This window comes from Halobacterium sp. BOL4-2, assembly GCF_016917835.2.
Classification (GTDB): domain Archaea; phylum Halobacteriota; class Halobacteria; order Halobacteriales; family Halobacteriaceae; genus Halobacterium; species Halobacterium salinarum.
The window spans coordinates 128,737-140,979 of sequence record NZ_CP070332.2 but is presented as its reverse complement, the minus strand read 5'-3'; the positions used below and the strand labels follow the sequence as shown (position 1 = coordinate 140,979).

Below are 12,243 nucleotides of genomic sequence, written 5' to 3'. Positions count from 1 at the left end.
CAACGCCCGCGGACACAGAACAATGGCACGAAGTTTCTATTCGCACATCAAGGAAGCGTGGGAGGATCCCGACGACGGGAAGCTCGCCGAGCTGCAGTGGCAGCGCAAGCAGGACTGGCGCAAGGAGGGCGCGATCGAACGGGTCGACCGCCCGACGCGCCTCGACAAGGCCCGCGAGCTGGGCTACAAGGCCAAGCAGGGCGTCGTCGTGGTGCGCGTGAGCGTGCGCAAGGGGACCGCCCGGAAGTCCCGGTTCAAGGCGGGTCGCCGCACGAAGCGCCAGGGCGTCAACCGCATCGGTCGCGCGAAGAACCTCCAGCGCATCGCCGAGGAGCGCGCCAGCCGGAAGTACGTGAACCTCCGGACGCTGAACTCCTACTGGGTCGGTGAGGACGGCTCCCAGAAGTGGTTCGAAGCGATCCTCCTGGACCCGGAGCACGGCGCGATCCAGAACGACGACGATCTGAACTGGATCTGCGACGACAGCCACAAGAACCGCGTGTTCCGTGGGAAGACGAGCGCGGGACGGCGCGCGCGTGGCCTCCAGAACCGCGGCAAGGGCACCGAGGGCCTGCGCCCGTCGACGAACGCCGACAAGCGCAACAAGTCGTAGCGCGAGCGGGCGGCCGATTTCTGCGGTGTGTCGCGGGCCAGCAGTCGCGGTCCCGCGGCGTGAGTACGGAACGTGGCCGTGTCCCAGCCACCGGGCATGCCATGTGAAGACACGACAAACCACTAAGTGGTCGGACTGCGTACACGAACGTATGAGCGACACCGCCGAGACGGAGCTCGCGTTCGACCACGACGACCAGAAGCGCCTCTACAACTACGTCGAGCGCCACGGCGAGTGCACGTACGACGACCTCGAAGCGGCGATGCCGTTGTCCCCGCGGGGCATCCGCCACCACGTCGCCATCCTCCAGCGGGACGGGTTCCTGCGCGTGGACGACGAGGCCGTCACCGTCGCCTTCGACGCCGACGTGGCGGCCGAGACCCACCGCAGCGACGGCATCGAGGTGGTCGTTCGCCCGGCGCGACAGGGGGATCTGTCCGGGCTCGTTGGGGCGATACGGCAGGTCGCCGACGACCGCACGTACATCGAGGCCGAATCCGTCGCCGACATCGTCGACCACGAGGAAGTGTTGTTGCGGCACAACGACGTCGAAGAGCGCATGTTCTTCGTCGCGACCGTCGACGAGGCGGTCGTTGGGTGGGTGCACCTGGTCGGCTCCGAGCTGGCGAAGCTCGCACACACCGCCACCCTCACCGTCGGCGTGATCGACGCCCACCAAGGCCACGGGATCGGCGGCTACCTGCTGGAGCGTGGGCTGGAATGGGCCGCCAGCCGGGGCTACGAGAAACTCTACAACAGCGTGCCGGCGACGAACGACGCCGCCATCGGGTTCCTCGAATCCCGTGGCTGGGAGCGCGAAGCCCGCCGCGCCGACCACTACCAGCTTGACGAGGCGTACGTCGACGAGGTGATGATGGCCTACCGGCTGTAGCCACGCGCCCGGGGCTATCCGGTGGCGTCCTCGTTGTGTCCAAAGGCATCCGTGACCGACGGGTTCGCGCCCACCCCGGAGTACACCGTGAGGAGGTCGCCGGCCTGAATGACGGTGTCCCCGCGGGGCGTGATGGGGTCGCCGTCACCGTCGCGCTCGATGGCAACGACCAGCACGTCGTCGGGGAGCGCGCCCGTGTTCGCGGCCTCCTGGAGGGTCGCGCCGGCGACGGGTGCCGAGTCGGTGACGCTGATCTCGAAGACCTCGGCGTGGTCGCCGATGCGCATGTAATCGACGATCGCGGGACGCGTCACGGCCCGGTAGAGGTATTCGGCGATGAGCTGCTGGGGGTTTTCCATCGTGCTCACGCCGATGCGCTCGAAGACCCCCATGTGTTCGGGGTTGTGGACCACCGAGAGGATCGCGGGGATGTCGAACTCCGCGGCCAGCAGGCACACCATGATGTTGGTGGCGTCCTGGTCGGTGGTGGAGATGATGGCGTCGGCGCGCCCGGCGCCGGCGTCGGCCAGCGTGTCTTTGATCGTGGCGTCGTCGTGCAACACGAGGCAGTCGTAGTCGTCTGCCGCCCGGGCGGCGCGGCTGTCGTCGCGCTCGATGACTGCGACCTCGTTGCCCGACCGGGTGGCGACGTCGATGAGCGGAGTGCCGATGTCGCCGGCACCCACGATGATGAGATACATGCGAGCTATCCCCCGAACCGACGTGTGATCGCGTCACGTACTGACATTGGTGTGTTGTCCGGGCCGCGCGCCATGACGACGGTTTGATCGACGCCCGCACCGACGGCCTCCGGGATCGAGCCGAAGACGGCCTGGGACACCGGCCCCGAGCGCGTTGCGCCGGCGTAAACCATATCGAAGTCGGCGGCGGCGTCGATGACGGCGGCCTCGGTGTCCGTCGAGACGACTACTTCGGTGTCATAGGTCATATATTTGATGCCAGCGCGCTCCGCGAGGGCGTCGATGACCGCCGCCCCACGCTCGGTGGCCGACGCGTCGGCGTCGTCGTCCGCGGGCGGCTGCACGTTCAGCAGCGTCAGCGACGCGTCCGTCTCGTCGGCGGCGACGAATTCGGCCGCACGGCGCGCGGCAACCGGCGCGTGTGGGCCCTCCCCGGCGAGCACCATGATATCGCTGGCGTCGCCGGCGGCGGCCGGCCCGAGGCGCACGAGCGTGGCGTCACAGGACGCGTGGCCGACCACGGGGTCGATGGTCGACCCCAGGACGTGGTCGCGGCGACGCGTGCCCCCCCAGCCGAGCAACACGTGATCGGCGGCCGTGTCCTCGATGACGTCGAGGATGGCGGCCCCGGTGTCGTGGCTGGCGACGGCGCGCGTCCGCAGGCGCACGTCCAGGTCGGCGGCGGCCGCGCTGGCGGCGTCGAGCAGCTCCTGTTGGCGCTCGACGCGCTCCTCTTCGAAGGCGAGGTCCTGGGACAGCGACGTCTGGCGGGGGACCTCGATGACGTTCACCGCGATGACTTCGGCGTGCGCGTCGGTGTGAGCGTGCGCGCTCGCGGCCGCCATGCGCAGGAGGTCGTGTTCCGTGTCCGGGTTCGCAACCGGCACCACGACGGTGTAGGTGTCTGGTGTGTCCGTGTCCGGCGACGAGGACGGCGCGAGTGCGTCGCCGACGAGGCTCTGACTCGGCGCGCGGGCGCGAGCATAGCAGTAGTACCACGCGATCCCGAACGCCACCAGGACGGTGCCGATCGCGCCGACCGGCGTCGGCGTCACCGGCAGCACGACCGCGACGGACGCCACCCCGATCGTCATGGGGGAGAACGTCACGGACATCTGGACGAGGACCGCGACGCACGCCGCCGCGCCGAGCACCGGCACCACCGGGTACAGCACCGCGGGGATGCGGAACGCCGGGTCGTAGGTGTCGGGGTTCGCGCGCCGCAACACGACCACGGAGACGTGCACGAGGGCGTACGTGACGAGGTACATGAAACTCGCCACCTCGGCCAGCGTGCCGACGCCGACGCCGATCCCGATCAACAGCAGCGTGATGACGCCCGTCGCGGCGATCGCGCGGTACGGCGTGCGGAATCGGTCGTGGACTTCGTTGAGCCAGTTGACGAGGATCTTGTCCCGCCCCATCGCGAAGTTCACGCGCGCCGCCGACAGGATGCTCGCGTTGGCGCTGGAGACGGTCGCGAGCACCGCGCCGACGATCATTGCGAGCGCGCCGACCGAGCCGGCGGTGGCGGGCTGAACGGAGACGAACGGGAGCCAGGAGACCGCGCCGGCAAGCGGCTGGAAGATCTCACGGGCGACCAGCGCGACCGGAACGTCGGAGCCCGCGAGCACGGGGATGTCGATCGTGCCGGTGGAGACGAACATCACGCCGACGTACATCAGGGTGGGCGTGACGACGGCGGCGATCATCGCCAGCGGGAGGTTCCGGCTGGGGTTTTTGATCTCCTCGGCGCTGGTGGCGATCACCTCGAAGCCGATGAACGTCACGTAGACGGTGCCGACGGTCGCGGCGACCGCGGGCCAGCCGTTGGGGTTGAACTCCGTGATCGTCGGGCCGGTGACCGCGCCGAGCCCGAGGAACGCGAGCACGAGTCCGACCAGCGTGAGCACGATGACGTTCTGGAGCGCGCTGGTTTCTTTGACGCCGTAGTAGTTGACGGCGGTCAGAAGCGCGGCCATCGCGAGCGCGGCAACGGTGATCCCGAGATCCCCCCAGCCGGCGAGGACGCCGACGTACTCGCCCAGTCCCGGCAGGAGGTATTGGCCGAACCCGATCATGTAGAACGCCGACGCGAACGTCAGCCCGGCCCACATCCCCCAGCCGACGATGCTGCCGAAAAACGGCCCCAGCGCGCGGTTGACGTAGTAGTAGCTGCCGCCGGCTTTCGGCATGCCGGTGGCGAGCTCGGACAACGAGAGCGCGGCGAACAGCGACACCATGCCGCCGACGAAAAACGACACCATGCTGGCGGGGCCGGCCTGTTCGGCGGCGATTTTCGGGAGCACGAAGATGCCGGCCCCGATCATCGTGCCGAGACCGATGGTGTAGGCTTCGAGGAAGCCGAGGTCGCGGGCGAGCTCCTGGTCGGTGTTGCTCACGACCCCCACCCCCCGGGCGGGTGGGCGACGACGAGGCGGCGGTGGGCTGTGGACGCGGACGGTGCGACGGGGTGTGTGGTGTGATCGCTCATACTGGTGTGGTGGGTCGCAGCGGGTGCACTGTGGCTCGGCGGGAGATGCGTCAGTGTCGAACCGACAGGAGTGACGGATCCGTGTGGCGGGAGCGCAGCGGAGCGCATGTGCGTTTCGGATTCGCGTGGTGGGCGGCACCGTGGCACCCCGACTGTCCCCGCGATCGGTGGGCATAACGGCGTCGCGGTGCTGGCTCCCGTGCATGGACGCGGCGCTTGGACCCCCCGACGCGATGGCTGCCAGCGAGGGCGACCTGACGCCGATGATGAGCCAGTATTTCGAGCTCACGCGGCGCTACGACGACGCGCTGGTGTTGTTCCAGGTCGGGGATTTCTACGAGTTGTTCTGTGCGGCCGCGGAGACGGCGGCCCGCATCTGTGAGGTGACGCTGACGGCGCGCGAGGACTCCACGGGCCAGTATCCGATGGCGGGCGTGCCCATCGACACCGCCGAGCCGTACATCGAGGCGCTGCTGGACGCCGGCTATCGGGTGGCGGTTGCCGACCAGGTCCAGGACCCGGACGAGGTGAGCGGCGTGGTGGATCGGGCCGTGACACGGGTGGTGACGCCGGGCACCGTCACCGAGGACGAACTACTCGGGGGCGCGGACAACAACTTCGTGGCGGCGCTGGCCGGCGGCCGGGACGCCGACGTCGGGTTCGGGCTCGCGCTGCTCGACGTGTCGACCGGCGACTGTTATGCCACACGGCTCGGCGGCGAGGCGCGCGTGCGGGACGAACTGGGGCGGTTCGCGCCCGCCGAACTCGTCGTCGGACCGGGGGTCGACGCCGACCGGTTCGCCGACGAGGCGTTCGTCGCCGCGTACGACGACGACGCCTTCGAGCCCGCGGCCGCCCGGGAGCGGGTGGCCGACTACTTCGGCGGCGAGGACGTGCTGCCGACGACCGCCGAACTGCGGGCGTGTGGGGCGTTGTTGTCGTACGCCGAGTACACGCGGGGCGGAGCCGGCGACAGCCAGCGTCTCACGTACTTGAACCACGTGACGCGGTACAGTCCCACGGAGCACCTCCAGATGGACGCCGTGGCGTTGCGCAGCCTCGAACTGTTCGAGCAGCGCAGCGTCCACGGGACCGACGGCACGGCGCTGGTGGACGTGCTCGACGAGACGGCGTGCGCGCTGGGCCGCCGGAAGCTCACCGACTGGCTGCGCCGGCCGCTGGTGGATTCGGACGCCATCGCGGCGCGCCACGACGCCGTCGGGGAGCTCGTCGCGGACCCCCTGTCTCGGGAGGAGCTGCACGAGCACCTGCGGGACGTCTACGACATCGAGCGGTTGGTGTCGCGGGTGTCCCGGGGGCGGGCGAACGCCCGCGACCTGCGGGCGCTTGCGGACACCCTGGCGGTGGTGCCGGAGGTCCGGGGGTTGCTGGCGGACGCCGACGCCCGGAAGCTGCAGTCGCTTCGGGAAGCCCTCGATGACCTCCCCGAGATCCGGGGGCTGCTCGACCGCGCGATCGTGGCGGATCCGCCACAGGAGCTGACCGACGGGGGCGTGATCCGGGACGGCTACGACGAGCGCCTCGATGACCTGCGGGCGACCGAGCGCGCGGGCAAACAGTGGGTCGACGACCTCGAAGCAAGCGAGCGCGAGCGCACCGGCGTCGACTCGCTGAAGGTGGGCCAGAACTCCGTGCACGGCTACTACATCGAGGTGACGAAAGCGAACATGGACGCGGTGCCCGAGGACTACCAGCGCCGCCAGACGCTGAAGAACGCCGAGCGCTACGTCACGCCGGAGCTGAAAGAACGCGAGGAGGAGATCGTGCGCGCCGAGCAGCGCGCCCAGGACCTGGAGTACGAGCTGTTCGTCGGGATCCGGGAGCGGGTGGCGGAGGCGGCCGAGCGGATGCAGGCCGTGGCGCGCGCGCTCGCGGCGGTGGACGCGCTGGCGTCGTTTGCGGCCGTGGCGGCCGCCCACGACTACACCAAGCCGGTGATGGGCGGCGACGGCATCCACATCGAGGGGGGTCGCCATCCGGTGGTCGAGCGCACCGAGTCCGGGTTCGTGCCGAACGACACGACCCTGAACGACGACCGCCGGGTTGCGGTCATCACCGGGCCGAACATGAGCGGGAAATCGACGTACATGCGCCAGGTCGCGGTGATCGTGGTGTTGGCGCAGGCGGGCTGTTTCGTGCCGGCGGCGGCCGCCGAGTTGCGGGTGGTGGATCGCGTGTTCACGCGGGTCGGTGCCAGCGACGACATCGCGGGCGGGCGGTCGACGTTCATGGTGGAGATGACCGAGTTGGCGTCGATCCTGCGCGCGGCGACCGACGAGTCGCTGGTGTTGCTCGACGAGGTGGGCCGCGGGACCGCGACGACCGACGGGCTCGCGATCGCGCGCGCGGTGACCGAGCACATCCACGACGCCGTGGGGGCGACGACGCTGTTCGCGACCCACCACCACGAACTCACGGCGGACGCCGACCGCCTGCCGGACGCGCTGAACCTGCATTTCGCGGCGACCCGGGGGGACGACGGCGTCGCCTTCGAGCACGCGGTGCGGGCGGGCGCTGCGACCGCCTCCTACGGGGTGGAGGTCGCGCGCACCGCCGGCGTCCCCGAGCCAGTCGTGGACCGCGCCCGGGAGCTGCTCGATGCGCCTGCGACGGCCGACGGGGGCGACGGCGGGACGACCCCCACAGCGGACGCGAACGGCCAGCGCGGGGCGGCCGCCGGGATCGTCGCGGAGCTGCGTGACGTGAGTGTCGCGGAGCTGACGCCCATCGAGGCGTTGAACGTGCTCAACGATCTCGCGAGCCGGGTAGACTGACCGACGAGAACGTCAGCCCGCGGTCGGCCAGCAGCCGCCTGGTTTTCGCGGTGACGGCGGGCGCGACGAGGATGCCCCGCACGGTGGCGTCGGCGTGGAGGGTGCGACGGAGCGCGGCCACGTACCGTTGGAGCTGCGAGGCCGCCGCCGGGCCCGCGCGCACGTTTTTCAGCTCGACGGCGGTCACGGTGCCGTCGGCGTCCCGGCCGTAGATGTCGATGGGGCCGGCGGGCGTGTCGCGCTCGGTGGCCAGCGGCTGGAACCCGGGCTCGACGAGATCCGGGGTGTCGAGCACGTGGTCTTTGAGCGCGGCCTCCGTTCCGGACACCGTGGTGGCGTCCGCGCCGGCGGCGTCGAACGCTGTCGCTGTGTGCACGGCGTCGAAGCGGACGCGCAGCGCGCCGGCGGTGTGGCCGCCGTCGCAGGCGACGGTGAGACCGTCGGCGGCGTCGACGGTGACCGGGCCACCGGACGCCCACGCGTCGGGGTCGCGGCCGCTGGCACCGTGGACCACCACGGTGTCGTCGGGTTTCCAGAGGAGGGTGCGCACGCCGGCCGCGAGGTCGCGCTGCGAGCGCCCGGTGAGCGTGGCCACGCAGGAGCCGATCAGGGAGACGGTGAGGCCGTCGGCGGCGGCGTCGGTGGCGAACGCGGCCGCACGGTCGGCGGTGGGGTCCGTGAGCGTTCGCGGCATGGGCGGGGGTTTGCCTGCGGGGTGGAAAAACGACCGGGTGCAGCCCGCCGTCGTTTAAGTGTCTCTGGCGACAAGGAATAGATACGAGCGGCGACGCGCGGTGTTCTGTGGTCCACCCGATGCCCGGCAGCGACAGTCACGCCGTCGGCACACACCCCCGGAGTCGGCGTGTTCTTTTGTTGCGCCGTCGTACGGAGCGGTGTGACGGGATCAATCACGGTGTATTCGGACTACGTCTGTCCGTTCTGCTATCTCGGGCGGCAGTCACTCGAAACCTACCGGGAGGCGCGCGACGACGCGGCACCCGCCCTCGAAATCGACTGGCAGCCGTTCGACCTGCGCAGCCGGCAGCGGCGGCCGGACGGCACGCTTGACGAGAGCGTCGACTCCGGGAAGGACGAGGCGTACTACGAGGAGGCGCGGCAGAACGTCGAGCGGCTGCGCGAGGAGTACGGTGCCGACGAGATGAGCACCGACCTCGTCGGCGACGTCGACGGCTTCCGGGCGCAAGTCGCCTCCCTGTACGTCAAGGAGACGTTCCCGGAGCAGTGGCTCGCCTTCGACGAGGGCGTGTTCGCGGCGCTCTGGGCGGACGACCGCGACGTGGGCGACGCCGACGTGCTGGCCGACATCGCCGACGGCGTCGGGCTGGACGGCGAGGAGATCCGGACGGTCGTCGACGACGAGGCGTGGCGGGATCGCCTGCGCGACGAGTTCGCGGACGCCCGCGAGGTCGGCATCACGGGCGTGCCGACGTTCGTCTACGACGGCCACGGCGCTCGCGGCGCGGTGCCCCCGAGCCAGCTCGAACGGCTGGTGGAAGGCGTCTAGGGCCGGCGAGCCCGCGGGCGGCGCATCGCGTCGTCGTTTAAGTGGTTCTGGCGACAAGGAGTAGATACGAGCGAGGATTCTCGGCGTCCCACACCCGGCAGCCGTGGCTCCGGGCCGAGGATTTATTCCCCGGAAGCACCCAGCAGGGAGTATGCCAGCAGACGCGGGGCAGCGACTCCAGTGGACGGACCCGGACGACGGCGACCGCGCTGTCGACGCACGCGCAGGGTCGGGGTCGCTGTCCCGCGCGGAAGCCCGCCGCGACTCGACGGTGCGCCAGTGGGGTGTTGTCTCCCCGAGCGCGACCGTCATCGGCCGCCCGGAGTCCCCGGACGGCGACCTCTCGGACAGCGTGCGCCGGCTCCACGAGGGCCGCCACCACGCCACCGACGGCACCAGCCAGCGCGCCCACCGACTGGACCGCCTGCGGACGACCCAGGCGCTGTGCACGGCGATCGGCGTGACGCCCTGGCAACGCGACGTGGCCCTGGGCGTGATGGACACCATCGACCTCACAGCGTTCGGCAGCCAGCGCGCCATCGAGAAGGTGGCGCTGGTGGCCATCCGCCACGTCGTCGACGTCGACCGCCGCCAGTACCTCGGGCTGGACGACCTCGACGGGGCGGAGCTCACGCAGGGCCGGATGGCAGAGCTGTTCGACCGCTACAAGCGCCACGACATCACCGACGAGCCCGCGTTCCAGCGGCTCGCGGACCACCACCACCTCGACCAGACGAGTCTCAACCGACTGCGGCGCGTGCTCACCGACCAGCTCACCGACGGGCTGCCGGCGTACGGCCGGACCCCACACCGCGACCCCCACCTGCCGTCGCCGGCCGACGACGACGCGGCGTGACTACGCGTGGTCGGCGATGAACGCCTCGATGGCGTCCCCGCCCTGGAACCCGTCGGCGAGCCGCCCGACCTCGGTGCCGTCCTCGACGAGCACGAGCGTGGGCACGCTTCTGATCGCCCACTCGTCGACGAGCCCGATGTCGTCGCCGGGGTTGACCATCACCACCGGCACGCCGGTGTCGCGGGCGACGTTGCCGACGACGGGTTCGATTGCTTGACACAACGAACACCCGGTGGTGTAGAACAACACGAGAACGCGGTCAGCGCCCGCGATCGCGGCGTCGAGGTCGTCGCCGTCGGCGACGCGAGCGGGGCGGCGGTGCTGTACAGTCACGACTCCCGGTACGGTGCGGGCACGCAAAAGAACTGGTTCCGGTGGGGGATGCTGCCGGGACGACGGCGTTACTCCTCGTCGTCGTCGTCGTCGCTGTCGTCGGCGGCGTCCTCGATGTCGTCGATGTACGACTGGGACTCGTCGGCCGCGAGCTCGCGGTAGGTCCCGGTGTCGGCGTCCACGATCCCGACACCCACGCCGTCACCGCTGAGGGCGTCCTCGCGGCCCTCGTTGAGGGCGCGCAGCGCGAGGTCGATGCCGTCGTCGACCGAGAGGTCGGCGTCGTATTCGTCTTCGAGGAACTCCTGGATGTCCCCGCGGTTGGAGCCGATGGCGACGGCCTTCCACTCGTTGGACGTGCCGGACGGATCGGTTTCGAAGAGGCGGGGTTCGCCGCCCTCGACGCCGGCGATGAGGAGCGCAACGCCGAACGGGCGCGCGCCGCCGACCTGGGTGTACTGCTGGATGTGGTCGGTGACGCTCTTCGTGAGCGTGCGCACGCCGATGGGCTCGTCGTAGCGCACGCGCTCGACCTGGGACTGCTGGCGTGCGAAGTCCACGAGCTGGCGGGCGTCGGCGACGTGGCCGGCGCTGGCAGCGCCCACGTGGTCGTCGATCTTGTGGAGTTTCTCGACGCTGGAGCCTTCGAGCAGCGGCGAACGGGTCTGCTTGTCGACGACGAGAACGACACCCTCGGGGGTGCGCACGCCGATGCTGGCCGTCCCTCGTTTCACGGCTTCCCGCGCGTATTCCACCTGATAGAGCCGGCCGTCAGGGGAGAAAATGGTGATTCCCCGGTCGTAGGCCTGCTGCTGGTTCTGACCCTGCATGGTTTCCTTGGGTTCGTGTTGTGCCCCGCAACGTAAAGGGCTTTGACTTTCGGTAGTCGATCGCCGGAACAATATCGGATCGACCCGCGGGGCGTCAGGCCGGGGTTCTTGTGGCGCGGCACCGAAGCGCAGCCATGGACGATGGGAAGGCCGGCCGGGGGTTCTTCGACGACCACATCGCGGGCCGGACGGGCGCGGACCGCGACGACGTCCGCCTCGGGCCGACGTACGGTGCCGACTTCGGGGTGGTTGCGGTCGCCGACAGCGTGGTGGCGATGGCGACCGATCCCGTCTTCGTGTTGCGGGCGCTGGGGATCGAGCGCGCGGCGTGGTTCGCGTTCCACATCTGCGTGAGCGACGTGGCGCTGTCGGGGCTGTCGCCCGCGCATCTGGCCGTCGATCTGAACCTACCCCCGGACACCGCAACGGAGACGTTCGACGCGATCTGGGAGGTGTTCGACCGCGAAGCGCGCGCGCTGGGCGTGAGCCTGACGACCGGGCACACGGGCACCTACGAGGGGTGTTCGTTCCCGACGGTCGGCGGCGCGACGGCGCTGGCGGTCGGTGCCGCCGAGGACGTGGTGACGCCCACGGGGGCGCAGCCCGGCGACCGCGTGGTGGTCACGAAGGGCCCAGCGGTCGAGACGACGGGCATGCTCGGCGTGCTGTTCGGGGACCGCCTCCCGATCAGCGCGGCCGCCGCGGCGGCGGCCCGCGACCGGTTCGCGGACGCCACGCCGGTGCGTGACGCCGCGACGATGGCGGCGGCGGGCGAGGTCACAGCCATGCACGACGCCACCGAGCGCGGGCTCGCCAACGGCCTCCACGAGCTGGCGGCCGCAAGCGGTGTCGGGCTGTCGATCACGCGGGACGCCGTCCCCGTGCTGCCAGGGGTGCGGGCGGTCTGCGAGCAGTTCGGGATGGACGCGTGGGCGGCGTCCAGTGAGGGCACGGTGATCGCCGCCGTCGATCCCGGGAGCGTCGACGCGGTGCTCGGGGCGCTGGGCGACGAGGGCATCCCGGCTGCCGACGTTGGCGTCGTCGAGGCCGGGGGCGGCGTCACCGTGGACGGCGACCCGCTGGCGGAGCCGGCGGCCGACCCGCTGTGGCCGGCCTACCGGACCGCACGCAGCCGGTACGGCGACGACGCGTAGGCGGCGACCACACCGCAAGCCTTCTTGGCGGTGGCTGCGACCATCCACGT

At 70.6% G+C, this 12,243-nt stretch carries 11 protein-coding genes; 6 read left to right on the top strand and 5 right to left on the bottom strand.

Features of this window, described 5'->3' with window-relative positions; translation table 11 throughout:
- The first annotated feature begins 22 nt into the window (after positions 1-22).
- Both JRZ79_RS13845 and JRZ79_RS13840 read left to right on the top strand, forming a co-directional pair.
- Complete coding sequence (locus tag JRZ79_RS13845; RefSeq protein ID WP_010902087.1) at positions 23-613, top strand: 50S ribosomal protein L15e; 591 nt, start codon at positions 23-25, stop codon at positions 611-613.
- 151 nt (positions 614-764) lie between these two features.
- Entirely contained in the window at positions 765-1,505 is a 741-nt protein-coding gene (locus JRZ79_RS13840) for a GNAT family N-acetyltransferase (RefSeq protein ID WP_010902086.1), read from the top strand.
- A 14-nt stretch (positions 1,506-1,519) separates the two neighbouring features.
- Here JRZ79_RS13840 and JRZ79_RS13835 read toward each other — a convergent pair whose 3' ends face one another.
- A complete protein-coding gene (locus JRZ79_RS13835) occupies positions 1,520-2,206 on the bottom strand; it encodes a TrkA family potassium uptake protein (protein WP_205251385.1) in 687 nt (228 codons plus the stop codon).
- A gap of 5 nt (positions 2,207-2,211) precedes the next feature.
- A complete protein-coding gene (locus JRZ79_RS13830) occupies positions 2,212-4,608 on the bottom strand; it encodes an amino acid permease (protein WP_231546329.1) in 2,397 nt (798 codons plus the stop codon).
- Between the two features lie 295 nt (positions 4,609-4,903).
- Between JRZ79_RS13830 and mutS the strand changes: the two genes are divergently transcribed.
- Positions 4,904-7,495, top strand: a complete 2,592-nt coding sequence (gene mutS, locus JRZ79_RS13825; protein ID WP_205252378.1) for a DNA mismatch repair protein MutS — start codon at positions 4,904-4,906, stop codon at positions 7,493-7,495.
- Here the strand turns inward: mutS and nucS are convergent.
- Positions 7,467-8,189, bottom strand: coding sequence for an endonuclease NucS (gene nucS, locus JRZ79_RS13820; RefSeq protein WP_205252377.1), 723 nt, complete (start codon positions 8,187-8,189; stop codon positions 7,467-7,469). The genes mutS and nucS overlap by 29 nt on opposite strands.
- 201 nt (positions 8,190-8,390) lie before the next feature.
- Here nucS and JRZ79_RS13815 point away from each other — a divergent pair, with 201 nt between their 5' ends.
- On the top strand, positions 8,391-9,020 hold the full coding sequence (locus tag JRZ79_RS13815; protein ID WP_205252376.1) for a DsbA family protein: 630 nt from the start codon (positions 8,391-8,393) through the stop codon (positions 9,018-9,020).
- A gap of 151 nt (positions 9,021-9,171) precedes the next feature.
- A complete protein-coding gene (locus JRZ79_RS13810) occupies positions 9,172-9,876 on the top strand; it encodes a DNA-directed RNA polymerase subunit epsilon (protein WP_205251381.1) in 705 nt (234 codons plus the stop codon).
- On the opposite strand, the gene JRZ79_RS13805 is transcribed toward JRZ79_RS13810, so the two are convergent.
- Together JRZ79_RS13805 and psmA are read right to left on the bottom strand one after the other, a co-directional pair.
- On the bottom strand, positions 9,877-10,209 hold the full coding sequence (locus JRZ79_RS13805) for a thioredoxin family protein (RefSeq protein ID WP_205252375.1): 333 nt from the start codon (positions 10,207-10,209) through the stop codon (positions 9,877-9,879).
- Positions 10,210-10,277: 68 nt separating this feature from the next.
- The gene (psmA, locus tag JRZ79_RS13800) at positions 10,278-11,039 is read right to left on the bottom strand and encodes an archaeal proteasome endopeptidase complex subunit alpha (RefSeq protein ID WP_205252374.1); all 762 of its coding nucleotides are present in this window, start codon (positions 11,037-11,039) and stop codon (positions 10,278-10,280) included.
- Between the two features lie 134 nt (positions 11,040-11,173).
- On the opposite strand from psmA, the gene JRZ79_RS13795 reads away from it, so the two are divergent.
- Positions 11,174-12,193, top strand: coding sequence for an AIR synthase-related protein (locus JRZ79_RS13795; protein WP_205252373.1), 1,020 nt, complete (start codon positions 11,174-11,176; stop codon positions 12,191-12,193).
- Positions 12,194-12,243: the final 50 nt, after the last annotated feature.